We start from the raw sequence: 23,719 nt of genomic DNA, 5'->3' as shown, positions 1-23,719 counted from the left end.
CATGATTGTCGCGTTCACTTACTAAATGAAAGGCTTCTGACATGAACAAGTTCTTGATCGGCAGCGCCGTGGCGCTTGCTTTGACGACAACCTCCCTTTCCGCGGCCCCGATCCACGCAAAGGGCAACGCCGGAGGCTTCACCGTCGCCCAGGGCGAACAGGTCTGGCTCGCCAAGGGACCGCAGGGCAACGGTAACGGCAAAGGCAATGGTGGCGGCAACGCCAAGTTGCTGAAAAAGGGCAACGGCAACGGCAATGCCGGGAAGGGTAATCCGGGCAACGGGAACGCCCAGGCCGACAACGGCAAGGGCAAGGACAAGCCCGGCAAGGGCAACGCCCAGGCCAACAACGGCAATGGAAACGGCAAGGGCAAGCCCGGGAATGCCGGCGGCCCGAAGAACAACGGAAACGGTGTCGCGCAGGCCGCGAACGGCAACGGCAACGGCAAGGCAAGCAAGGGTCGCAAGGCCTACACCGCCGCCGAGCGTGAGGAAGTTGTGAAGCGCATCGTCTCCACCCCGGCACCCGCAGGCCGTGACATGACCCGCGTCATCGGGGCCACCGCGCTGGCCCTCGCGACGCCGCAGCTTCTCTGGTCCGACGTGACCGACGACGAACTCATCACCTACACCAACTGCCCGCCGGGGCTGGCCAAGAAAGATCCGCCGTGCGTGCCGCCGGGCCTCGCAAAGAAGGGCGTGACCTACGACGAGTGGGTGTCCTACGACCGCGACCGTTACGAGGAGATCTGGCTCGAGCGCCGCGACGAATGGCTTGGTCGCGGTGTGGACGTCGATCCGGACCCGGACCTGCTGCTCCTGCAGTCGGACCAGATCGCCCAGCTGTTCAACCTTGCGCCCGCTCCGGATGGCCAGCGGTACGCCCTGATCGACGGCCTGCCCGTTCTGCTCGGCGACGAGGACTACACCTCCCTGCTGCTGGTCAACCAGACGGCACAGGCGGCCGACCTGCTGAACGGTGTGCCGATCGCGCCGACAGCGGCCCTCACGCAGGAAGAACTCATCAACCTCTACCGCCTGCCTCAGCTTGGCGCGGACGAAAACTATGCCGTGGTGAACGGTCAGCTCGTGCAGTTGAACGACTCGGAATACGAGCTTCTTCAGATGATCCGCATCGCGCGGGCCGTGCTGTAAACCATGCGTCGCCGCACCCCTACGGTGCGGACGCAGCCGGAAATCAAGCAGCCGCCGGGTGACCGGCGGCTGTTTTCACGTCGTTGGAGGTGACTGTCCTTCCAGCCCCCGCCCGTCTTCAGACCACCGGCGTCAGGACCGGCTCTCCGCGCAGGTGGGCGCGCAGGTTCTTCACCACGAGGTCGCCCATCGCCGCGCGGGTCTTGTGCGTGGCGCTGCCGATGTGCGGCAGCAAGACGACGTTCTCCTGTGTCCGGAGCGCCTCCGGCACATGCGGTTCCTGCGCAAAGACGTCGAGCGCCGCACCCGCGATGGTGCCCTTCGACAGCGCGTCGATCAGCGCCTCTTCGTCCACCAGATCGCCGCGGGCAACGTTCACCAGCCGCCCGTCGGAGCCCAGTGCCTCCAGAACCTCGGCGCTGACGATGCCGCGCGTCTGCGGCGTGCTGGGGGCGATCACCACCAGCCAGTCGACGTCCCGCGCCATGGAGACCGGGTCGGCGTAATACTGGTAGGGCTGGTGCGCCTGCTCGGACCGGCCGTGGTAGACGATGCGCATGGAGAAGGCCTGCGCCAGCCGGGCGATGGCCTTGCCGATCCGCCCCAGACCGATGATCCCCACCGTCGCGCCGGTCAGCTCGGCGGTCAGCGGCATGGCGCCCTCGCTCTCCCACCGGCCTGCGCGGACGTATTCGTGGCTGTCGGGCACCCGGTGCGCCAGCGCCAGCATCAGGGCAAGCGTCACCTCCGCCACGCAGTCGTTCAGCACGTCCGGCGTGTTGGTCACGCGGACCCCGTGCTCCTTCGCCGCCTCGACGTCGACCGCATCGTAACCCACCCCGAAGGAGGAGATGATCTCCAGGTCAGGCAGCGCCTCGATGATTTCGCGCGAACAGCCCGTGCCGCCGCCGGTGGCGATGAAGCGGACGCCGTCAGGCAAGGCGGCCAGGAAGGCCGCCTTGTCCTCTGCGTCGCAATAGCGGTGCAGGGTGAAATCCTGGTCGAGCTGGTCGACCACGCGTGGCGTGAGGTTCGCAACAAGGAGAAGATCGGGTTTGGTCATGGTCATATCGGTCTTTGGTCAGTTGGATGTGTCGGTGGCCGCCGTCCCGGGCCCCTTGCGGCGCAGCAGCAGCAAGACGAGCGGCAGCATCCAGACGGCGATGGTGAACAGCCCCAGCCCGGCAGAGATGGGCCGTTCGAAGAAGGCAAGGAAACTGCCGTCGGACTTGATCATCGAGGTGACGAAGTTCTGTTCCAGCATCGGTCCGAGCACCAGCCCGAGGATCGCGGGCGCGATGGGGATGTCGTTCTCCTCCATCAGGAAACCGATGATACCGAAGACGAACATCAGCCAGATCCCGAAGACGGAGTTGTTGATGGCGAAGGACCCCACCATGCAGAACATCAGGATGATCGGCATCAGCACGCGCTGCGGGATGGACAGCACCTGCCGCGCGCCCTTGATCGCCAGCCAGCCCAGCGGCAGCATCAACAGGTTGGCGACGAGGAAGACGATGAACACCGCGTAGATCATCTGCGGCTGGGTGATGAAGACCATCGGGCCGGGGTTGATGCCCTTGATGTAGAGCACGCCGATGACGATGGCGGTGATGGAGTCGCCGGGAATACCGAACACCAGCGCCGGGATCCAAGCCCCGGACATGGCGCCGTTGTTGGCCGATCCGGCCTCTACCAGGCCCTCCACGTGGCCCTTGCCGAACTTCTCCGGCGTCTTGGAGAACTTCTTGGACACCGCGTAGCTGATCCATGCGGCGATGTCGGCCCCTGCCCCGGGCAATGCGCCGATGGCGGTGCCAAGCGCACTGCCGCGCAGGGCCTGCACCGGGTACTTGCGCATGTTCTTGAATTGCTCGCGAAAGATCCCGCGGTTGCCGGTCGGGGGCGGCTTCTCGTCGCTGCCCCGGTGGATAAAGGCGCGGATGACCTCCGACACGGCGAACAGGCCGATCATCGCCGGGATGAACTGCACGCCGCCCATCAGCTCGACGTTGCCGAAAGTGTAGCGCGGCTCGCCGGCCGGGTTCTCCAGCCCCACCGTGGCGGCGAAGAGCCCGATAAAGAGCGAGATCAGCCCGCGCGCCGGAGAGCCCGGAGAGATGAACACCGCGCAGGAGAGGCCCAGTACGACCAGCCAGAAGTACTCGAAGGACGAGAACTTCAGCGCGACCTCGGCCAGCACCGGCGATGCGGTGATCAGCACCAGCGTCCCGAAGATGCCGCCCAGCGAGGAAAAGACCAGCGACGCACCGAGCGCCGCCTCGGGCCTGCCCTGCTTGGTCAGGGCGTAGGCGTCCTGCACGTAGGCGGCGCTGGCGGGTGTGCCGGGCATCCTGAGCAAGGTGCCCGGAATGTCGCCTGCAAAGATCGCCATGGCGGTGGCCGTGACAATGGCGGCGATGGCGGGCACCGGCTCCATGAAGAAGGTGACGGGCACAAGGAGCGCCGTGGCCATGGTGGCCGTGAGCCCCGGGATCGCGCCGACGAACATGCCGAAGGCGGCTGCGGCAAGGATGACCAGCAGGACGTATGGCTGAAAGACAAGACCGGCGGCTTCGGCGACTACGGACATGACGGCCTCACCAAAGGAACGGCAGGAAGGGGCTGCGCGGCAGCGGCACCAGCAGCAGCTTGCCGAAGCTCTGCTGGATCGCCAGCGCGGCGATCAGAGCGACCGGCACGGCGATCACAAGGCGCACGCCCAGAACGAGCATCGCCAGCACCATCACCGCAAGCGCCGTCGGCAGGAACCCCAGCACCGGCGACAGCAGGATGTAGGCGAGGATCAGCAGCAGGACGCAGGCCATGCGGATCAGCGAGGCGGTGTTGCCCGTCCATTCCGCCAGCCGCAGGCCCGGCAGCCGTTCGCCCGCCATGACCGCCTTGACGATCAGGAAGAGCCCGGTCAGCACCGTCACCAGCGCGATGGCGCGCGGCATGGTGCCTGCGCCGTAGGCCTGTCCGGGGATTGCCTTGAAGTTCCAGGCCGAGATGTAGATCGCGATGCCCCCCAGCAGGGTCAACAGCCCAAGGGTCAGATCGGTGACGCGCATTCTGCTGTCCTCGTTGATTGGTCCCGGAAGACGGGAAAGGGGCCGGAGGTGATGCCATCATCCCCCGGCCCCCGCTGTCGGTCGGACCTTACTCGGCCGCCAGACCGGCCTTCTTCATGACCTCGCCAAAGGCGGCATCGTCGTCCGCGACGATCTGCGTGGCTTCGTCGCCGCGCGCCCACCGCAGGCCGAAGCCGCGGTCCTTCATGAAGGTCTGGTACTCTTCCGAGTTGTAGGCGGTTTCGATGGCGTCCATCAGCTTGGTCTTCACGTCGTCGGGCAGACCGTCCGGCGCGGCGACGGAGCGCCACACGGCGACCGTCCAGTCAGACCCGGTGGATTCCGCCAGCGTCGGCACGTCCGGGAAGGCGTTCTGCCGTTCCGCCGACATGGTGGCCAGTGCCACGACACGGTTCGCGTCGATCATCGAACGGCCCTCGGCCAGCGACGACGGCACGATGTCCACACCGCCCGCGACCATGTCGGTCAGGCCGGGCGCGGCGCCCTGGCTGGGAACGAAGGTCACGTGGTCGGGGGCCAGCCCCTCGGACAGGAGCCACCCGGCGAGGCCTACGTGCCAGATGCCCCCCTGCCCGGTGCCGGACGCCTTGTAGGTGCCCGCGGGCTCGCTCTTGATGCTCTCCAGCAGCGCCTCGACGCTGTCGAAGCCCGAGTCGGCCGAAACCATGACGCCGCCCGGATCGGCGTTGACGATGGCGAGGATGTCGAAGTCCTCGTAGGTCAGCTCCGTCAGGCCCTGCCAGTGCATCATGTCGATCTCGATGGTCATGATGCCGATGGTGTAGCCGTCGGGCTCGGCGTTCGCGATGGCGCTGTGGCCCACCACGCCCGAGCCGCCGGTGCGGTTCACCACGTTGACCGGCACGCCCAGCTCCTTCTGGATCTCGGCGCCCAGCAGACGGCCGACGGCATCGGTGCCGCCGCCCGCGCCCCACGGCACGATCAGCTGGATCGGTCGCTCGGGGTACTCTGCCCAGGCGGCGCCGGTCACGGCGGCAAGCGTCACGGCCGCGGCGGCGGCGGTTTTAATGAAGTTCATGGTAATCCTCCTCTTTTCCCTTTTTCCGGCTACGGGGCAAACGCGCCCGCGCCGCGAATCTGCGAGGGGTCGGAAGCGGATCGGCACGCCCGCGCGGCACATGTCCGCATGGCGCCGATGCTGTCCGTGGTCCCCCCGTAGTCTCCTCCACCGTTGACGCTATCCAGCGCAGTGATAACGTTCCAATGAAACAATCCACTTCTGCGATCGCGAAAAGCGATTGCTTGTCCGGGGAGGCACAGGCTGGACAGGGACATCACCGCCAACCTCAAGGTGCGGCATCTTTCGCTGATCGTGGCGCTGGCCGATCACGGCACGACCCACAGCGCGGCGGACGCGCTCAACATGACGCAATCGACCGCGTCCAAGATGCTGCGGGATGTCGAGGAGATCTTTCAGGCCTCCCTGTTCGAGCGCAGCCCGCGCGGCATGGTACTGACTCCGCTGGGCCAGTTCGCCGTGGACAACGCCCGGGCGCAACTCTCGCGGCTGCAACGGTTTTCCGAGGAATTCTCCGCGCGGCGCGCCGGCGGTTACGGGACGCTGGCCATCGGCGCCATCACCGGGGCGGCGCCCGATCTGGTGGCCCGCGCCGTGGCCGAGATCAAGGCCCGCCGCCCGCAACTCTCAGTGGCTCTGCACGGAGAGACCAGTGACGGCATCCTGTCGGAACTTGAGGCCGGTCGGCTCGACCTGGCCGTCGGGCGGTTCAGTGCAGAGCGGCACAGGACGGTGTTCTCCTTCGAGCCGCTGGCCGAGGAACGGCTGGTCGTGGTGGCGCGCGCGGGTCACAGGCTGGCAAGCGGCGCGCGGCGGCTCGACGACCTCCAGGACTGCGCCTGGGCGCTTCAACCGGAAAGCAACCCATCGCGCCAGGTGCTCGACGCGGCATTCGACCGGGCGGGCCTGCGGCGTCCGCGGGACACCATAGAGTGCTCGTCGATCCTCTTGATCCTGAACCTCGTGCAGGAGTCCGAGGCCGTGGCCCTGCTGCCCGCGGCGGTGGTTCAGGCGCATGTGAAGGCGGGGTTGTTCACCGTTCTGGACATACGACCGGAGATCCGGCTGTCGGGCTTCGGCCTCGTCACGCGCCGCAAGGAACCGCTGGAGCCCGTCGCGCTGGAGTTCTGCGACATCCTGCGCGCCCGCGCCCGCGGGGACAGCCAGCGCCGGACGCCCGGGCGCGCCGGGTCTTCCCGAACCTAGACGGCAACGCGGTCGGGCATGGCCCTGCCCCGTCCCCGCTCTGCACAGTCGTCGACCGGATCGGGCAGACCGGGCGCCCTCAGCGCGCCTGTTCCAGTTCGGACAGGGCGTCGCGCAGGGTCTCGACCTCGTTGAGGTGGTGCAGCGCGGCGTCGCCCAGGGCTTCGGCGGTATCGGCGGCCAGCAGGCGCAGGACCGTCATGACGCCCACGTAGCTGTCCAGCGGCAAGGCGGTCTCCACCGCGCAGGTCAGCGTCCACGTGGCAAAGGCGGGCGCTTCGCGCAGCCCCTTGTCCGCCACCAGGACAAGCCGCGCGCCGCGCCCGGCCAGCAACCGCACGAGGTGCCCAAACCGCGCCGGGCGGCGGCGGAGGCCGATCACCACGACCACGTCGCCCGGGCCGACCCCGGCGATGCCTTCTGCCAGCGTCTGCCCTTCCAGCGCGAGGGGCGCGACATCGGCGCGCAACTGCGCAAGCTGCGCGGTCAGGTAATCGGCCAGGAAACGGCTGTTCCGGAACCCGATAAGGCGCACCTGACGCGCCTCCGCCAGCGCCCCGGCGATCTCGACCAACATGCGCGGGTCGACCTGGGCCAGCGTCGCCTCGATCACGCCTGCCTCCGCGCGCAGCAGGTCGGCATGGCTCGACGCCATCTGCATGTCGCCCTTCATGAACAGCGGAGAGCCGGTCTCGCGCAGGGTGCGGGCGTCCTGGCGGGCATCCTCGAAACTGCGATAGCCGAGCCGTTGCACGAAGCGGCTGACCGTCGCGTTGGACACCCCCGCCAGCCCGGCCAGTTCCGAGGCGGTCCAGACCGGCATCTCGGAGGGCGCATTCAGGATCGTGTCCGCCACGCGCGTCTCGCGGTCGGGCAGGCTGGCATAGGTCTCGTGGATTCGCCGCAGCAGGGAACCACGCGCGTCGGAAGGGGCGTCAGCGTTCATGTCCCATGACATTTATCCCTTTTCACCGACATGCAAACTCATTTTCACCGCCACCTGCCCCGTCATGCCGCCCCCCAGCACGATATTGAAAACGACCGTTTCCCGGGCGCCGGCACACCGGATCTGCCGCATTTCCGGGCAAACCACGGCCGCAATCTCGTTTTCACGATTTTAAGTTATACGAAAATCATTTTTCATATCACCCTCGGCACATGGCCCTTTCCGGCAGGGACCGACCCGCCGGCACGGCCCTGCACAACAAGAATGACAAAGACCCGCCCGACAGATCCAACAGAGAGGAAGACCATGCACCGCCGAACCCTCCTTCAATCCGCACTGGCCGGCACCGCGCTTGGCGCCCTGAGCCCCGCCACCCGAGCCCTGGCAGCCACCGACATCCTCTGGATGACATGGGAGAACCTGGCCAAGGACGAGTACCTCGCGCCCTTCCTGTCCGCCCATGACGTGACGCTCACCAAGACCTTCATCGGCACCGACGACGAACAGTTCGCCAAGCTGCGCGCCGGCGGCGCCTCGTCGGTCGACCTCATCACGCCCGGGCTCGACAAGGTGGAGTTCTACACCGCTTCCGACCTCCTCCAACCGATCGACTTCGAGAAGGTGCCGAACGCCGCCTTGCTCTACGACACGTTCAAGCAGACCCCGCTGGGCAAGGTCGATGGCGAGACCTACGGCATCCCGTTCTACTGGGGCATCAACCCCATCGTCTACCGCGCCGACCTGATGGACGAGGAACCCGACTGGTCGGTATTCTTCGAAGGCGACAAGTACGACGGCAAGCTCGCCATGCGGGACTACGCGCTCGAAGGCATCATGATCGCGGCCATGTACCTCGGCATCCCGGAGTCCGAGATGTTCGACATGGACGACACCCAGCTGGCCGAGATCAAGCGCGTGCTGATGATCCAGAAGTCCAAGCTCCGGACCTACTGGAACTCCATCGGCGACCTGACCAACCTGTTTGCCACCGGCGAAGTGGTCTGCGCCTTTTCCTGGGTGCCGCCCTACTACGACCTGCGCGCGCAGGGCATCGACATGGGAATGGCAAAGCCCGAGGCCGGCGTGATCGGCTGGTGCGACACCATTGCCGTGCCGAAGGGCGTCGAGGGCGAGCGGCTGGACGCCACCTTCGCGCTGGTGAACTACCTGCTCGGCCCCGAGTACGGCAAGATGCTGGCCACGGGCGGCCCCTATGCGCAATCGACCAGCGCCGCGCGCGACATGCTGAGCCCGGAAGAGCAGTCGAAGATCTTCGTCGACGACCTGTCGGTGATGGACAGCTTCGTCTGGAAGAAGAACCCGCCGCGCTACAACGAGTGGGTCGCACTCTGGAACGAGGTCAAGGCAAGCTGATGCCGGCCCTCCTGGAAGCGTCCGCGCTGACAAAGACCTACGGTCGCGTGACGGCCGTGGCCGGGGTGGATTTCACCCTGGCCGAAAACAGCTACGTGACGCTTCTGGGACCCTCCGGCTGCGGCAAGACGTCGATCCTGCGGATGATCGGCGGGTTCGAGGACGTGAGCTCCGGCGCCCTGCGCCTTGACGGCAGGCGGCTGGACCAAGTGCCTGCCGCAAAGCGCCCGATCAACACCGTCTTCCAGAACTACGCGCTTTTCCCACACCTGACGGTGCTGGAGAACGCGGGCTTCGGTCTGGCATACGCGGGCCTTTCCCGGGCCGAAATCGCCACCCGCGCCCACGACGTCCTGAAGACCGTGCAGATGGAAGGGTTTGCCGAGCGCCGCCCCTCGCAACTCTCCGGCGGGCAGCAGCAGCGCGTGGCGCTGGCCCGCGCCATCGTCAACCGGCCGCGCCTGCTGCTGCTGGACGAGCCGCTCTCCGCGCTCGACCGGCGCATGCGCAAGGACATGCAGATCGAGCTGAAGGACCTGCAAAGGCGGCTCGGCATGACCTTCCTGCATGTGACCCACGACCAGGAGGAGGCCTTCGCCCTCTCCGACAGCATTGTCGTCATGCGCGATGGCCGCATCGAGCAGCAGGGCCGCCCGCAGGACATCTACGCCCGACCGCGCACCGCCTGGGTTGCTGACTTCATCGGCGGTGCCACCTGCGTGCCCGGCGAGGTGCGCGCCCGGACCGGCGAGACTGCCACCCTGGACACCGCCCTGGGCACCTTCACCTGCCCGGCGGCGGCAGAGGCCAAGGGCGGCGCGGTGCTCTGCCTGCGCCCCGAGCAGGTGGGGCTGGCGGACGAGGGCATCCCCGCGACCGTCACCCACTGCGTCTTCCGCGGCGCGGACTGGCTGATCGAGTGCCGCGCGGAGAACCTGACCGTGCAGGCGACCCATGCGGGCACCCCTCCCGATCCCGGCGCGACCGTGGCGCTGGCCTTCGATCCGTCCCGCGCTTGGATCGCCGCATGACCCGGCTGGGCACCATATTGGCGAGCCCGGTGGTGGCGGCCCTTCTGGCGCTCTGCCTCGCGCCGCTGGCGATCCTCTTCGTCTACAGCTTCTACCAGGTGGATTTCGTCGCCATCTCGCGCGAACCGACCCTGGCCAACTATGCCAAGATTGCCGGGTCGGCGACGTATCGCAGCCTGATCGCCCGCGCCTTCGGCTCTGCCGCGCTGGTGGTCGTGATCACCGCCGTAATCGCCTACCCGGTGGCGTGGTTCCTGGCCAAGCGGGTGGGCGCGGCGAAGTCTACGCTGCTCACACTCCTCCTTGTACCGCTCTACTCCGGGGACCTTGTCCGCATCTTTGCATGGCGCGTTCTGCTGGGGGCCGAAGGCGTCATCAACCGCAGCCTGATGTGGCTCGGCATCATCGAGACACCGCTGCAGAGCCTGCTGTTCAGTCCCCTCGCCACCAATATCGCCCTCGTCTACAACTACCTGCCCTTCATGGTCATCGGGCTCTGGCTGGCGTTCGAGGCGCTGGACGACGCCTGGCTCGAAGCCGCCGCCGACCTCGGCGCCCCGGCCCGGGACAGGTTTCGCCGCGTGGTGCTGCCGCTGACCCTGCCCGGGCTGATCGCGGGCGGCCTCATGGTCTTCCTCATGGTGGCGGGCGACTACCTGACGCCGCAACTGCTGGGCGGCGCGTCGGGCATCACCATCATCTCCGCCATCAACGACCTCTTCGGAACGGCCTTCGACTGGCCGCTCGGGTCGGCCATCGCCTGGACCATGCTCGCGATCCTGATGATGGCCTTCGCCGCCGGGGCGCTTGCGATCCGCCGGTCGAGCCTCGTGGAGGGCCGCACATGACCCGAGCCGCCCAAAGCTGGACCCTGCTGGTCTTCGGCTTCATGTACCTGCCCATCGCGGTTATCCTGATGTTCTCGCTCAACGCGTCGGACATCATGGCCCTGCCGCTGCGCGGCTTCACGATGGAGTGGTACGACGCCATCCTGCACGACGGGCGCCTGGGTCAAGGCTTCCTGACGACGCTGAAGACCGCCTTCCCCGTCGCCATCCTCGCCACCCTCTTCGGGGCGCTCGCGGCACTGGCGCTGACGGTCTACCCGATGCGGTTCCGCGGTCTGATGGTGGTCATCCTCCTCCTGCCGTTCCTCGTGCCCAAGCTGATCCTCGCGGTCAGCCAATTGATCCTGCTGAAGGAACTCGGGCTCGACCGCGGCCTCTGGACGGTGATCGCCGGACAATCGGTCATCGTGCTGCCGTTCTGCACGATCATCATCGCCTCCGTCCTGATCCGCATCGACCTGCGCCTCGTCAAGGCCGCCGAGGACCTCGGCGCCTCCCGTTTCGAGAGCTTTCGCCGCGTGATCCTGCCGCTGATGCGCAACGGGCTGATGGCCTCCTGGGTGATCGCCTTCGTGCTGTCCTCGGCGGAATACGTACTCACCGCCTTCCTGGGCGGCCGGGAACAGCCTCTGTCGGTGCTGGTGGCCTCCGACTTCCGCTTCAACCTTTCCCCCAGTCTCAACGCCCTCGCCGTGCTGATCGTGCTGGGCAACATCGCGCTCGTTGTGCTGGCAGAGTCGATCCGCCGCCGCTCCGGGCGCGCGAACCGAGGACATTCATGAAATACGACACGCCTTTCGGGACCTCTGCCGAACTGATCCTGAACCCGCATTTCGACGCCGCGGCAGACTATGGCGCCACGCAGCAGGCGGTGCTGAACGACGCGGCCTTCGACACGGCGCGGGCCACGATTTCCGCCTGGCCCGGTTATGCGCCGACGCCGCTCCACGCATTGCCGGGTCTGGCGGCCGAGGCCGGTGTCGCCGCGATCCACTACAAGGACGAAAGCGCGCGCTTCGGCCTCGGCAGTTTCAAGGCGCTCGGCGGGGCCTATGCCGTGCTGCGCCTGCTGGTGCGGACCATCGCCGAGGAAAAGGGGGTGGAAGCCACGGTAGCCGAGATCCTCGCCGGCGCGCACGACGACGTGGTGAACGGCATCACCGTCTGCTGCGCGACCGACGGCAACCATGGCCGGTCCGTCGCATGGGGGGCACAGACCTTCGGCTGCCACTGCGTCATCTTCATCCACGCCACCGTTTCGGACGGGCGCAAGCAGGCCATCGAGGCCTACGGGGCGGAGGTCCGGCGCTGCGCCGGCAACTACGACGACAGCGTGCGCGAAGCCGACCGCACCGCCCGCGAAGAGGGTTGGACGGTTGTCTCCGACACCTCCTACCCCGGTTATACCGAGATCCCAAAGGACGTGATGCAGGGCTACGAACTCATGGCTGCCGAGGCCGCCGAGGCGCTGCCCCGGCCGCCCACCCACGTCTTCATCCAGACCGGCGTCGGTGGCGTGGCGGCGGCGGTCGCGGCGCAGTTCCGGCGGCGGTACGGCACGCAGGCGCCCAAGGTGATCCTCGCCGATCCGGAAAAGTCCGCCTGCTGGCTGGAAACGCTGCGCCATGGCGAACCGACCCCGGTGCACGGCGATCTCGACACCCTCATGGCCGGGCTGGCCTGCGGCGAGATCTCCCTTCTGGCGTGGGACGTGCTGAAGCCGCTGGCCTTCGCCGCCGTGTCCGTCGCCGACGACGATGCCGTGGCCCTGATGCGCCGCCTCGCCGATCCGCACCCGGGCGATCCGGCCATCGTCGCCGGGGAAAGCGCGGTTGCCGGGCTGTCCGCGCTCATGGCCGCCGCCGCCCATGCCCCGGCCCGAACGGCGTTGGGGCTGGACGAAACCGCGCGCGTGCTGGTCTTCGGCACGGAGGGCGACACCGACCCGGCGCTATACACCGAACTGGTGGGCCGCCCCGCCGATGCCGTCCGGGGCGCCGCATGATCGACCTCGACCGGCTCCTCGCGCGCATCGAACACCTCGGACAGGTCGGCGCCCTCCCCGGCGGAGGGTGCAAGCGGCTCGCGCTCTCGCCCGAGGACGCCGCCGGTCGCGCATTGGTCACCGCATGGTTCCGCGACCTGGGGCTCGAGGTGACAACCGACGTGATCGGCAACACCTGGGCCATCCGTCCCGGCCTGCGCGACCTGCCGCCCGTGGTCATGGGATCGCACATCGACACCGTCGCCACCGGCGGGCTGTATGACGGCACGCTCGGCGTGCTGGCGGGGCTCGAAGTGATCCAAAGCGCCATCGAGGCGGGCATCGAGACCGATCACCCGCTGGCCGTCGCCTTCTTCACCAACGAGGAAGGCGCCCGCTTTGCCCCCGACATGATGGGCTCAGGCGTGGCGACGGGGGCGCTGCCGCTCGACGCGATGCTGGCCAGCCGCGGCATCGACGATGTGACCGTCGGCGACGCACTGACCTCCATCGGTGCCCGCGGCGACGCCCCTGTCGGCGCGCTGTCCCCGGCGGCCTACCTCGAACTGCACATCGAACAGGGCCCGGTGCTGGAAGCCGAAGGGCTGCAGATCGGTGTGGTGACGGGTGTGCAGGGCATCTCGTGGACCGAATTCACCGTAAAGGGCCGCTCGGCGCACGCGGGCACGACCCCCATGCCCATGCGCCGGGATGCGGGCCACGTGGCCGCCGCCATCGCCATGGAGGCGCGCGCCATCGCCACCGATTTCGCCCCCCCGCAGGTCGCCACCGTGGGCCGCCTGTCGTTCTCTCCGGACCTCGTCAACGTGGTGCCCGAACGCGCCACGCTGACCGTCGACCTGCGCAACACCGACGAGAACCGCCTGGCCAAGGCCGAGGCGCGGCTCTTCGCCTTCGCCGAGGCCGCGGCGCAGAACGAGGGCTGCACCCTGACCCGCCGCGGGCTGGCCCGCTTCGAACCCGTCGCCTTCGACCCGGCGCTGGTGGACGACATCGCCACCGAAGCCGACCGGCTGGGCTACAGCCACCGCCGGATGCCCTCCGGCGCGGGACATGACGCGCAGATGTTTGCGCCGGTCTGCCCTTCTGCCATGATCTTCGTCCCGTCGCGGGACGGCATCAGCCACAACATCGAGGAATACACCGCGCCCGAGGACCTGGCACGCGGCGCGCGGCTTCTCGCCCACGTCGCCCTCGCCCGGGCGGGTCAAACGAAAGGACCCCGCGCATGAGCCGCAAGATCGTCGCCGCCACCGCCCAGCTTGGCCCCATCGCCCGGGACGAACCGCGCGCCTCTGCCGTCGCCCGCATGATCGCCCTTATGCGGGACGCGCATGCCCGCGGCGCGCGTCTGGTGGTGTTCCCGGAACTGGCGCTCACGACGTTCTTCCCGCGCTGGCTGCTGGAAGAGCCGGAGCTCGATCGGTTTTACGAGACGGAGATGCCCAGCCCCGAAACCATGCCGCTGTTCGAGGCCGCGATGGAGATGGGCATCGGATTCTACCTGGGCTTTGCCGAACTGCTGTTCGACGGCGAAAGGGAACGTCGCTTCAACACCTCGATCTTCGTGACGCCCGATGGACGGATCGCGGGCAAGTACCGCAAGGTTCACCTGCCCGGCCACTACAACTACGAGGACTGGCGCGCCTTCCAGCACCTCGAAAAGCGGTACTTCGAACACGGCGACCTCGGGTTTCCGGTGTTCGAGGCGATGGGCGGCGCCATGGGCATGTGCCTGTGCAACGACCGCCGCTGGCCCGAGACATTCCGCGTGCTCGGCCTGCGCGGCGCGGAACTCATCATGCTGGGCTACAACACGCCGCAGCACTATCCGCAGGCGCCCGAACACGACCATCTGCAGGACTTCCACAACCACCTGTCGATGCAGCACGGCGCCTATGCCAACGGCGCGTGGGTGATCGGCACCGCCAAGGCCGGGCTGGAGGAAGGCTGCGAGCTGATCGGCGGCTCCTGCATCATCGCGCCGACCGGAGAGATCATCGCCCGCACGCAAGGCCGGGGCGACGAGGTGGCGGTGGCGGAGATCGACCTCGACCGCTGTCGCGAGCTGCGGGAAAACGTGTTCAACTTCACCCTGCACCGCGAACCGGGCGACTACGGACCGATCTGCGAAGGCGCGGCCGACCGTGACCGGACGCGGGCCGAGACCACCCGCAACAGCCACTTCACCGGCACGGGACCCGCGACCTCGGAGTGACCTTTCCGGGTGGCTCTGCCGGGCTGCGGCGGGACGCCAGACCCGCCCCGCCCGTCCATTTTGCCACCGTTCGATGTACCGAGGAAAGCAAAAGGCCCGTAGCACGTACCGGGCCTCGCGCCTCTGTCGAGATTGACAATTCTCCGGTTTGAGCCACCTGTTCTGCACGTCGAGCCAGAAGCAGAGCCGGTCAGGCCCCGGGAGACGCCCCATACGCCGGTCATGTCCGCCTGCTCCGAACAGACCGCAAAGGAGCGCGCCATCGAAGCTCAAGTGATCGCCATAATCATCGTGTTGCCGTTCGCCCTCGCCTTCATCTACGCGGGGGTTCACGAATACATGCGCTTCAAGTCCGATGGCCGGGCCAACTACGGGCTTGTCTACAACGAAGAGACAGGCACCACCCACATCACCGGCATACCCGAGGACGAAGAAGCCTTCGACCCCGACGAATTCGACCCCAACAACTACAGGGATCTGGAACTCCGGCGCGGGTCCGACGACGAGAGGTCGTGACCCTGCTCCGCCCGGTCGCCTGAACGGGACCCCGGCAGGTCGCAGATGCGCCCCGGTCCCGCGGATCGCCGGCATCTCGGACCGCCGACACAGCCAGCCAGACGTGATAGACTGTCGTTGCACGTGGGGCCGGATGCTCATGGACCTGACACAGATATCGCTTGTCGCAGCCGCGGAGATGATCCGTTCCGGACGGATGTCCTGCCTCGAGTATGTCGAGACGCTGATCCTGCACGCCGAGGAAAACGCCGCCCTCAATGCCTTCACCCGGTTCGATGCGGAGGAGGTTCGCCGCGCCGCGCGTGAAGCGGACAGGCTTCAACGGGCCGGGGGCGACTTGGGCGCCTTGCATGGCATACCCGTGGCGATAAAGGACTGCATCGACATCGCGGGCATGGCCACGACCGCGGCGACACCGGCCCTGAAGGACCATGTCGTCGGCCGCACCGCATCCGTCGTGCGATCCCTGCAGTCGGCCGGCGCCATCGTCTTCGGCAAGACCAACATGTACGAGCTGGCGTTCGGCATCACGGGCAACAACGACCACACCGGCCCGGCCCTGAACCCGCACGACCGGACCCGCTCTGCCGGGGGGAGCAGCAGCGGATCGGCTGTGGCCGTGGCGGCAGGGATCGTCCCGGCCTCCATCGGTACGGACACGGCAGGTTCGGTCCGCATTCCGGCGTCGTGCTGCGGCGTGTTCGGTTTTCGCCCCTCAACCGGCCGTTACGGCAGCGACGGGGTCATGCCCGTCTTTCCGACGCGCGACGTTCCCGGCCTGTTTGCCCGCTCGGCCGAAGATCTGTTGCTGCTGGATGCCGTCCTGGCCGATGAAGAGGAGGTTCCCGACATCCCGCTTGAGGACGTCAGGCTCGGCCTGCCCGGTGGCTATTTCCTGTCCGATCTGGAAAGCGGTGTCGCGGCAGCATTCGAAGAAACCCTTGCACAGCTGGTTTCCTGCGGCATCGAGGTCGTCGATGCCGCGATGCCCGACCTCCCGCATTGGCTGAAGGAAATGGCCGGTCCGATCCGCGCGTGGGAACTGCCGAGATCGCTGGAGGACTACCTGAAGGCGTCGGGCGCGCCTGTCGACTTCCGTTCATTGATCTCCGGCGTTGCAGGCTCATACGTGCGGGAGGAGTTCGAAGAGGCGATGCTAGGCGCCGATGACGCCGACCTGGGCGAAAGATACAGGCACGTGATCTCCGCCGCCCTCCCCGAATACCGGAAAAGGTACGTCGAACACCTCAGGCACAACGGACTGGACGCCATCGTCTTTCCCACGACACCGATTGCAGCGACGCCCTTGGGTCAGGAAAAGGACGTCATCATCGATGGTCAGCAGGTCTCCGTCTGGAAGACCTTGCGGAACACCGAACCGGCGACATTCTTCGGCGCACCCGGGGTGACGATGCCGATGTCACGCCGCGTTCACGGCGTTCCGGTGGCATTCGAACTCGACGGGCTGCCGGGAGAGGACCGAAGACTGCTGGCTGTTGCGGCAAGGATTTCAGAGGGGCTTCGAGGGCTCGACACCGGCTGAAGACCACGCAGGGTCATTGATTGGCCTTGGCAGAACCGGCTTTGTCTCGCGGCACGATGCGAAGCAGACAGGCGCCCGGTCACGTCCTCGCCCGGCCGGCGGCCAGTTCGGCGATCTCCTCAGTGATCTCGTCCTGCCGCAGCCGCCGTGACGTGGCGACCAGACTGTCCAGCTTTTCGGCCACGTTCTCATGTGCGGCCACCATCGCACGCATCCGGGCGATGTTCTCGGCGGCAAAGGCCAGCACGACCGCCTCGATGAGTTCGGCGACGATGTATTCCTCGGTCAGGGACGCCAGCAGCCTGTCCGGCGGGAGCGTGATCCGCGGCTCGCCGGATCTGCCGCCGTGGGCAAAGCGCGCATAGTCGAAGGGCACCAGCCGCTTCGTCACGACTTCGAAACCGCCGGCGCTGACAGGGGCGGCGTGGACCACCCGAACCTGTGCCACGGACGCCTCCGCCAGCATGGCAAAGAGCGCGTCGGTCATCCGCGTGACCAGCGCCACCGCCTGCGCCGGATGCACGATCATCTCGCCGCTCCAGCGCACGTGCCGATGCGCCTCCGCCGCGAGGATCGCGCCCCTGTGCCCCACGAGAAGCAGATCGTTGCCGCCCGACAGCAGCGGGTCCGCCGTTGCGAAGACCTGTTCGTTGTAGGTGCCGACAAAGCCCTGCTCTGCCGCGATGAGGATGACGGCGCCGCGCTTGTCCTGCCCAGGGGCCGTGTCGGCCTCCGGCACCGGAAACATCGCCAGCGCCTCGGCAATCGCCTCGCCGATGGTCCCGGCATAGGCGCGGATGGCGGCGGCATGGTCGCGCGCCTCCTGCACCCGGGCGGTGGCGATCCCACGCATCGCACCGACGACGGCCCCCAGCTTCTCGACCGAACCGATGCGGCCCTCCAGTTCGGCGAGACGCCCTGTCATGACGCGCCTCCCTTCCCGTCCATGTCGCGGACCAGTGCAACCACAGCCTCAGACAGGGCCGCGCGTGTCTGCGCGTCCAGCCGCCGGGTGTCGCGTATGCTGTCCATCGCGCTGGCCGCATGGCTGCGCAACCACCCCGGCAGACGCGCCCGGAGCGTGGCCATGCGCTCAGGCGGCATCCCGTCCAGCGCGCCATCGGCATGGGCCGCAAGAAGCGCCACCTGCACCTCCATCCCGAGGCCCGCGAACTTCGGCTGGGTCAGCAGCGACCGGATGCGCCGACCGCGATCCAGTTGCTGCCGCACCCGGTCGTTGGTCACCCCCCCGAAACGGCTGAACATCTCCAGCTCCTGAAACTGCGCGTAGTCCAGCCGCACCCGGCCCGAAACCTGCCGAAGGGCGGGCCATTGCGCCTTGCCGCCGACCCGGCTGACCGACAGCCCCACGTCCACCGCGGGCCGGTGGTTCGCCGCGAACAGCGCGGTGTCGAGCACGATCTGCCCGTCGGTGATCGAGATCAGGTTGGTCGGGATATAAGCCGACAGGCTGCCCGCGTCGGTCTCGGCAATCGGCAGCGCGGTGAGAGAGCCGCCCCCCCGTTCCGGCGCCAGCTTCGCCGCCCGCTCCAGAAGCCGCGCATGCAGGTAGAAGATGTCGCCCGGATAGGCCTCCCGCCCCGGCGGCTCATGGGTGAGCAGCGCAAGTTCGCGGTGGGTCGCCGCATGGCGCGTCAGGTCGTCGATCACGATCAGCGCATGCTGGCCCGCGTCGCGGAAATGCTCGGCCATGGTCATGCCCGCGAAGGGCGCGATCCACTGCAGGCCCGGGCTGGCAGAGGCGCCGCCGACGACGAAAATGCAGCGCTCCGGCGCGCCGTGGCTGCGCACCGCCTCGATCACCCGCTGGACCGCGGCGGCGGGCTGGCCCACGGCGACATAGACGCAGATCACGTCGCTGTCCTTCTGGTTGACGATCGCATCCACGGCGAGGGACGTCTTGCCGGTGGCGCGGTCGCCGACGATCAGTTCCCGCTGGCCGCGCCCCAGAGAGAAGAGGCTGTCGACCACGAGCACGCCCGTCTCCAGCGGTTCCGTCACCTCTGCGCGGTCGATGATGGCGGGGGCCGGCCGTTCCACCGGGAGCCGCATGTCCGTCTCCGGATCGTCGCCACCGTCGAGCGGACGGCCCAGCGGATCGACGACCCGCCCCAGAAGGGCGTCGCCCACCGGCACCTCGAGCACGCCGCCGGTGTCCGTCACCCGCTGCCCTGCCCCGATGCGGCTGCCGTCGTCGCAGATCACCACGTCGATCTCCTCCGGCCCGAGGCTGTGGGCAAAGCCCAGCTCGCCGCCCTCGAACCGCAGGAGAGCCCCCATCGCCGCGTCCGGCAGGCCCGACACCTGCGCGATGCCGTCAGCGATCCGCTCGACCCGCCCGACCGCCAGCGCCTCCGGCGCTAGGCGCGCGCGATCAAGGGCGGCACGGCTGCGGACCAGCCAGTCGGACGGGGCGTCAGGCGTGGTCATCGGCTGCGATCCTCTCGGCCATCCCGTCCAGATCGGCGCGGAGCGTGTTGCGGACAATGGCGTGCGGCGTGTGCAACTCCAGCCCGGCGATCAGGCTCTCGTCCGTCTCCACCCGCACGTCCACAGGGTGGCCCAGCACCGCCGCCAGACGCTCCGCCACCTCTGCCTGCTCCCCGGCCGCAAGGTCGCGCGCCGCGCGCAGCACCACCGGACCGTCCGTCCCGATCCGCGCCTGCGCCGCATCTGGCAGCGTCCTCACCGCCTCGGCCAGACCGTCGGCGAAAGCCGCCGCCCGCGCGTCATCAGGCAAGCGATCAAGCAGCCGTTCGGTCATGTCCACCGCCAATGCCGCCGCCTCCGCCCGCCAGCGGTGCGCCTCCGCCTTGTGCAGCCGGGCGAGGTCGGCGCGGGCTTCGGCCTGCGTCCTCTCGGCCTCGGCCCGGGCATCGTCCAGCATCTGCCGCTTGCGGGTCGCGGCCTCCGCCTCCGCTGCAGCGATCAGGTCCGCGCGATCCCGTGCCACCGCGTCCTTCCGGGCCTCAGCCTCCGCCAGCGCCGTCTCTGCCGCCGCGCGCGTCGCCTCGGCCTCGTCCAGCACGGCATGGGCCGCCGCCTGCCGCTCGGCGATGATCCGGCTGACCGGGCGGAACAGGAAGCGCGCCAGAAGCCAGACCAGGACGAGCGCGTTCACCGTCTGCAGGCCGAAGGTCCACCAGTCGAAATCCAAGGTGCTGTCCGATCAGACGAAGGGGTTGGCAAAGAGCAGAAGCAGCGCGACGACCAGCGTGTAGATCGCCATCGTCTCGATCATCGCCAGCCCGACAAAGAGCGTCCGGCTCAGCGTGCCTGCCGCTTCGGGCTGGCGGGCGATGGCGTCCATGGCGGCGGCGACGGCGCGCCCCTCGGCCAGCGCCGGACCGATGGCGCCGAAACTCACGGCGAGCGCCGCCGCTAGGATCGAGACGATTTCGACGAGATTACCTGTCATTGCGGAATGTCCTTCGGATTGAGACGGGGTTCGGGGCGGTCCTCACCGACCGCGGCCCCGATGAAGACGGTTGCGAGAACCGCGAAGATGTAGGCCTGCACGGCCCCGGTCAGCAGGTCGAGCGCCATGAGCGGGATCGGCACGATCAGCCCGGCCAGCGACAGCACGATGCCGACGACGAAGACGCCGCTCATCACGTTGCCGAACAGCCGGACGACAAGCGAGAAGGTGCGCGTGATCTGCTCGACGATGTTAAGCGGGATCATCACCCACGAGGGTTCCGCGAAGGTGGCGAGGTAGCCGTTCACGCCGCGCCCGCGGATGCCGAACACCACCGTCGCAACCAGCACCACGACCGCCAGCGCCGCGTCCGTTTCGAGATGCGCGGTCGGCGGCTCCACCTCCGGGATCAGCGCGGACCAGTTGGCGGTCAGCACGAACAGGAAGAGCGTCCCGATCAGCGCGCGGAACGGCGCCGGGTCGCGGCGCATCGTGTCGCCGACCTGATCGTCCACGACGCCCACGAACAGCTCCAGCACGGTCTGCGTCCGGCCGGGCCGCAGGCGGAGCTTGCGGGTGGCGAGGAAGGCAAAGAGGCCAAGCGCCGCCATGATGCCCCATGTCACCACCACCGGGGCGCTGATTCCAACGGGCCCCAGGTGGAACAGGATGTCGAGGTCGAGCGGGTTCTCCATCACGGCGCCCCCCTTGTGCGGCGCAGCACGATGGTGCGCCCGGCAAAAAGCCCGAGGCTGCCCGCCAGAAGCGGCAGCGCCCCCGCCAGCGCAAGCGCCACGAGCCCGCCCGCCAGCACCGCGAGCCTCACGAGTTGCAGCGTCAGCGCCCGCAGCGCGTTGTCCGCCGAGAGGTACAACGCCGTGACCCTTCGCAGCGTCGCGAAATGGATCAGGCCAAGCACCAGCCCGGCCAGGAAGGCCGTGATGGCGACGGGCACGGGGTTGGCGGCGATCAGGTCGGTCATTGACGATGCATCCATGTCCAGGCGGAATAGAACCCTATCGCGGCACCGATCAGGATCGCGGGGGCGGTGAAGAAGATGCCGGTCTCGAAATGCCGGTCCGCCGCCCGGCCCACCAGGATGCCCAGCAGGATCGGCATGAGGATGGCCCATCCGAGGATGCCGATCTGGCCCATGCGCCTGCCGAAGGACGGTTCCGGCACGTCCCGGGCCAGCTTCTCGCGGTCCGAGGAGCGGCGGGCGGCCTCTGCCGTGCGGTCGGGGATGGAGGGGTCAGGCGCCATCGGCACGCCCTCCGTCATCGGGGCCCACCTGGGGCGGATGGTCGAAGGCGCCGGGCCGGTCGGGCCGCAGGTAGCGCATGATCTGCCGCACGGCGCGCGAATGCAGCCGGGTCTGTTCGACGCGCGCCCCGCGCCCTGCGTCCTCCTCCTCGTGGCGCAGCCGCGCCACCCGGGCAATCAGATCGTCGAGGTCGTCGCCCAGAACCCCCTCGCGGCAGGCGATCGCCACCTCCGCACCGCCGGTCACCGTCAGCACCCCGGCGCGCAGCGCGCAGTAGCCCCTCCGCCCCGCTCCGTCGCGCCAGCGCACGACGGAGGCCGGCAAGGCGGACAGGTAGTCCGCATGCCCGGGCAGGATGCCGAAATGGCCGCTCTCGTCCTCCGCCCGGACGGACCGCACGTCCGCCGCATCGACCAGCACCGCCATTGGAGTGGTGATCGTCAGGTGCAGCGCCCCCCTCATGCCACCGCCCGTGCCCCGCGCCCGGCCTCCTCCTTGGCGCGGGCCTCCTCGAAGGTGCCCACCATGTAGAGCGACCCTTCGTCCCAGTCGTCCGCCTCACCGGCGAGGATCGCGTTGCACCCGGCGATGGTGTCGCCGATGTCGACCGACCGCCCCTCGATGCCGGTGAAGGCCTCCGTCACCGTGAAGGGCTGCGTCAGGAACCGTTGCAGGCGCCGCGCCCTGGCCACCGCATCGCGATCCTCCCGCCCCAGTTCCTCCACCCCGAGCAGCGAGATCACGTCCTGCAGTTCCCGATAATGCTCAATGGTGCGGCGGACCCGGTTGGCCGTGGCGACATGGTCTTCGCCCAGCACCAGCGGGTCGAGCAGGACAGAGGTCGACGCAATGGGATCGATCGCCGGGTACATGCCCTCCGCCGCCATCGCCCGGCTCAGCACCACCGTGCTGTCCACATGCGACGCGATGGTGGTGACGGCAGGATCGGTGAAGTCGTCCGCCGGCACGTAGACCGCCTGGATGGCCGTGACCGACGCCGACCCGCGTGCCGCGATCCGCTCCTGCAACTCGGCCACCTCGGTCGCCAATGTGGGCTGGTAGCCGACGCGGCTGGACATGCGGCCCAGCACGCCCGACACCTCCGCCCCCGCCTGGACGAAACGGAACACGTTGTCCATCAGCAGAAGCACGTTGCGGTGCCGATCGTCCCGGAAGTGTTCGGCGATGGCCATGGCGGCCAGCGGCACCCGCCAGCGCGCGCCCGGCGGTTCGTTCATCTGGCCATAGACCAGCACCGTCCGGCCTAGCACGCCCGCGCGGGTCATGTCCGACAGCATCTCGTGGCCCTCGCGCGACCGCTCGCCCACGCCACAGAAGACCGAGATCCCCTCGTAATGCGCGACCATGGCCTGGATCAGCTCCATGACGAGGACCGTCTTGCCGACACCGGCACCGCCGAACATCGCCGCCTTGCCGCCGCGCGACAGCGGGGCCAGCAGGTCTACCACCTTGATCCCGGTGCGGAACACGTCGTGACGGCCCGCCTGCTCCGACAGCGGCGGCGGCGCATTGTGGATCGGCCGACGGGGCGTGTCCTCTGGCAGCGGCGCGCCCCGGTCCCGCGCCACCCCGGTGACATCCAGAAGCCGACCGAGCACGGCCTCACCCACCGGCACCCTGACCGGACCGCCGGTGCGCCGCACGGCCATGCCGCGCCGCAACCCGTTGGTGGGCTTCAGCGCGATGGCGCGCACGGTCGTGGCATCCAGATGCGACTGCACCTCGGCGACAAAGGCCTCGCCCTCCGTGCCGTCTACCTCGACCGCGTCATGGATCGCCGGCAGGTCCTCCGCCCGGAAGACGATGTCCAGAAGCGCCCCGCGGATGGCGAGGATGCGACCGTGATCCGGATGTACCACCATGCGAAGAAGGGCCCCCTGAACCGATGTGCAACTGCAGCAATCATAGCGGGCCGGCCGAACAGTCACACGAACCAGATCAAATGGCGCCGCATTTCCGGCATCGCTGCCCGCTTCTCCGGCTTTCGGGGCCAGCGGGTGACGAGCGGTCCTCTGCCCCC

General features: G+C 68.3%; 25 protein-coding genes. 11 read left to right on the top strand and 14 right to left on the bottom strand.

Features of this window, described 5'->3' with window-relative positions:
- Positions 1-41 precede the first annotated feature (41 nt).
- Positions 42-1,154: a hypothetical protein gene (locus QNI11_RS06280; RefSeq protein ID WP_283982755.1), complete on the top strand. Its 1,113-nt coding sequence runs from the start codon at positions 42-44 to the stop codon at positions 1,152-1,154.
- A gap of 118 nt (positions 1,155-1,272) precedes the next feature.
- Here the strand turns inward: QNI11_RS06280 and QNI11_RS06275 are convergent, their stop codons facing one another.
- The 4 genes from QNI11_RS06275 to QNI11_RS06260 all read right to left on the bottom strand — a co-directional run bounded on the left by QNI11_RS06275 (position 1,273) and on the right by QNI11_RS06260 (position 5,288).
- Entirely contained in the window at positions 1,273-2,223 is a 951-nt protein-coding gene (locus QNI11_RS06275) for a 2-hydroxyacid dehydrogenase (protein ID WP_283982754.1), read from the bottom strand.
- 12 nt (positions 2,224-2,235) lie between these two features.
- Positions 2,236-3,747: a tripartite tricarboxylate transporter permease gene (locus tag QNI11_RS06270; protein ID WP_283982753.1), complete on the bottom strand. Its 1,512-nt coding sequence runs from the start codon at positions 3,745-3,747 to the stop codon at positions 2,236-2,238.
- A gap of 7 nt (positions 3,748-3,754) precedes the next feature.
- Complete coding sequence (locus QNI11_RS06265; RefSeq protein ID WP_283982752.1) at positions 3,755-4,228, bottom strand: tripartite tricarboxylate transporter TctB family protein; 474 nt, start codon at positions 4,226-4,228, stop codon at positions 3,755-3,757.
- 88 nt (positions 4,229-4,316) lie between these two features.
- Positions 4,317-5,288 (bottom strand): tripartite tricarboxylate transporter substrate binding protein, encoded by a 972-nt coding sequence (locus QNI11_RS06260; RefSeq protein WP_283982751.1) that lies wholly within the window; start codon positions 5,286-5,288, stop codon positions 4,317-4,319.
- A 273-nt stretch (positions 5,289-5,561) separates the two neighbouring features.
- On the opposite strand from QNI11_RS06260, the gene QNI11_RS06255 reads away from it, so the two are divergent.
- Positions 5,562-6,494, top strand: a complete 933-nt coding sequence (locus QNI11_RS06255) for a LysR family transcriptional regulator (protein WP_283982750.1) — start codon at positions 5,562-5,564, stop codon at positions 6,492-6,494.
- Between the two features lie 79 nt (positions 6,495-6,573).
- Here QNI11_RS06255 and QNI11_RS06250 read toward each other — a convergent pair whose 3' ends face one another.
- Positions 6,574-7,440 (bottom strand): MurR/RpiR family transcriptional regulator, encoded by an 867-nt coding sequence (locus QNI11_RS06250; RefSeq protein WP_283982749.1) that lies wholly within the window; start codon positions 7,438-7,440, stop codon positions 6,574-6,576.
- Positions 7,441-7,746: 306 nt separating this feature from the next.
- Between QNI11_RS06250 and QNI11_RS06245 the strand changes: the two genes are divergently transcribed.
- The 9 genes from QNI11_RS06245 (at position 7,747) to QNI11_RS06205 (ending at position 16,975) form a co-directional block, all read left to right on the top strand.
- Positions 7,747-8,814 (top strand): extracellular solute-binding protein, encoded by a 1,068-nt coding sequence (locus QNI11_RS06245; protein ID WP_283982748.1) that lies wholly within the window; start codon positions 7,747-7,749, stop codon positions 8,812-8,814.
- The gene (locus tag QNI11_RS06240; RefSeq protein WP_283982747.1) at positions 8,814-9,845 is read left to right on the top strand and encodes an ABC transporter ATP-binding protein; all 1,032 of its coding nucleotides are present in this window, start codon (positions 8,814-8,816) and stop codon (positions 9,843-9,845) included. Before QNI11_RS06245 ends, QNI11_RS06240 begins: the two co-directional genes overlap by 1 nt.
- Entirely contained in the window at positions 9,842-10,693 is an 852-nt protein-coding gene (locus tag QNI11_RS06235; protein WP_283982746.1) for an ABC transporter permease, read from the top strand. Before QNI11_RS06240 ends, QNI11_RS06235 begins: the two co-directional genes overlap by 4 nt.
- A complete protein-coding gene (locus QNI11_RS06230; RefSeq protein ID WP_283982745.1) occupies positions 10,690-11,475 on the top strand; it encodes an ABC transporter permease in 786 nt (261 codons plus the stop codon). The genes QNI11_RS06235 and QNI11_RS06230 overlap by 4 nt, the downstream gene beginning before the upstream one ends.
- Positions 11,472-12,698, top strand: a complete 1,227-nt coding sequence (locus tag QNI11_RS06225) for a diaminopropionate ammonia-lyase (RefSeq protein WP_283982744.1) — start codon at positions 11,472-11,474, stop codon at positions 12,696-12,698. The genes QNI11_RS06230 and QNI11_RS06225 overlap by 4 nt, the downstream gene beginning before the upstream one ends.
- Positions 12,695-13,930: a Zn-dependent hydrolase gene (locus QNI11_RS06220; protein WP_283982743.1), complete on the top strand. Its 1,236-nt coding sequence runs from the start codon at positions 12,695-12,697 to the stop codon at positions 13,928-13,930. The genes QNI11_RS06225 and QNI11_RS06220 overlap by 4 nt, the downstream gene beginning before the upstream one ends.
- Positions 13,927-14,916, top strand: coding sequence for an N-carbamoyl-D-amino-acid hydrolase (locus tag QNI11_RS06215; RefSeq protein ID WP_283982742.1), 990 nt, complete (start codon positions 13,927-13,929; stop codon positions 14,914-14,916). Before QNI11_RS06220 ends, QNI11_RS06215 begins: the two co-directional genes overlap by 4 nt.
- A gap of 222 nt (positions 14,917-15,138) precedes the next feature.
- The gene (locus tag QNI11_RS06210; RefSeq protein ID WP_306418222.1) at positions 15,139-15,432 is read left to right on the top strand and encodes a hypothetical protein; all 294 of its coding nucleotides are present in this window, start codon (positions 15,139-15,141) and stop codon (positions 15,430-15,432) included.
- Between the two features lie 139 nt (positions 15,433-15,571).
- A complete protein-coding gene (locus tag QNI11_RS06205) occupies positions 15,572-16,975 on the top strand; it encodes an amidase family protein (protein ID WP_283982741.1) in 1,404 nt (467 codons plus the stop codon).
- Between the two features lie 79 nt (positions 16,976-17,054).
- On the opposite strand, the gene QNI11_RS06200 is transcribed toward QNI11_RS06205, so the two are convergent.
- The 9 genes from QNI11_RS06200 to atpD are packed head-to-tail and all read right to left on the bottom strand — an operon-like array spanning position 17,055 to position 23,561.
- Positions 17,055-17,900: a F0F1 ATP synthase subunit gamma gene (locus QNI11_RS06200; RefSeq protein ID WP_283982740.1), complete on the bottom strand. Its 846-nt coding sequence runs from the start codon at positions 17,898-17,900 to the stop codon at positions 17,055-17,057.
- On the bottom strand, positions 17,897-19,426 hold the full coding sequence (locus QNI11_RS06195) for a F0F1 ATP synthase subunit alpha (protein ID WP_283982739.1): 1,530 nt from the start codon (positions 19,424-19,426) through the stop codon (positions 17,897-17,899). Before QNI11_RS06195 ends, QNI11_RS06200 begins: the two co-directional genes overlap by 4 nt.
- A complete protein-coding gene (locus QNI11_RS06190) occupies positions 19,413-20,153 on the bottom strand; it encodes a F0F1 ATP synthase subunit delta (RefSeq protein ID WP_283982738.1) in 741 nt (246 codons plus the stop codon). The genes QNI11_RS06195 and QNI11_RS06190 overlap by 14 nt, the downstream gene beginning before the upstream one ends.
- 12 nt (positions 20,154-20,165) lie before the next feature.
- Positions 20,166-20,414, bottom strand: coding sequence for a F0F1 ATP synthase subunit C (locus tag QNI11_RS06185; RefSeq protein WP_100927348.1), 249 nt, complete (start codon positions 20,412-20,414; stop codon positions 20,166-20,168).
- Positions 20,411-21,112 (bottom strand): F0F1 ATP synthase subunit A, encoded by a 702-nt coding sequence (locus tag QNI11_RS06180; protein ID WP_283982737.1) that lies wholly within the window; start codon positions 21,110-21,112, stop codon positions 20,411-20,413. The genes QNI11_RS06185 and QNI11_RS06180 overlap by 4 nt, the downstream gene beginning before the upstream one ends.
- A complete protein-coding gene (locus tag QNI11_RS06175; protein ID WP_283982736.1) occupies positions 21,109-21,396 on the bottom strand; it encodes an ATP synthase subunit I in 288 nt (95 codons plus the stop codon). Before QNI11_RS06175 ends, QNI11_RS06180 begins: the two co-directional genes overlap by 4 nt.
- Positions 21,393-21,677 (bottom strand): AtpZ/AtpI family protein, encoded by a 285-nt coding sequence (locus tag QNI11_RS06170; RefSeq protein WP_283982735.1) that lies wholly within the window; start codon positions 21,675-21,677, stop codon positions 21,393-21,395. Before QNI11_RS06170 ends, QNI11_RS06175 begins: the two co-directional genes overlap by 4 nt.
- Entirely contained in the window at positions 21,667-22,140 is a 474-nt protein-coding gene (locus QNI11_RS06165; protein ID WP_283982734.1) for a F0F1 ATP synthase subunit epsilon, read from the bottom strand. Before QNI11_RS06165 ends, QNI11_RS06170 begins: the two co-directional genes overlap by 11 nt.
- Complete coding sequence (gene atpD, locus QNI11_RS06160) at positions 22,137-23,561, bottom strand: F0F1 ATP synthase subunit beta (protein WP_283982733.1); 1,425 nt, start codon at positions 23,559-23,561, stop codon at positions 22,137-22,139. Before atpD ends, QNI11_RS06165 begins: the two co-directional genes overlap by 4 nt.
- Between the last annotated feature and the right edge of the window lie 158 nt (positions 23,562-23,719).

The sequence above is a fragment of the Sagittula sp. MA-2 genome, assembly GCF_030126985.1.
Classification (GTDB): domain Bacteria; phylum Pseudomonadota; class Alphaproteobacteria; order Rhodobacterales; family Rhodobacteraceae; genus Sagittula.
Note: the sequence above shows the minus strand (reverse complement) of the source record. Positions and strands in the feature narration are given on the sequence as shown.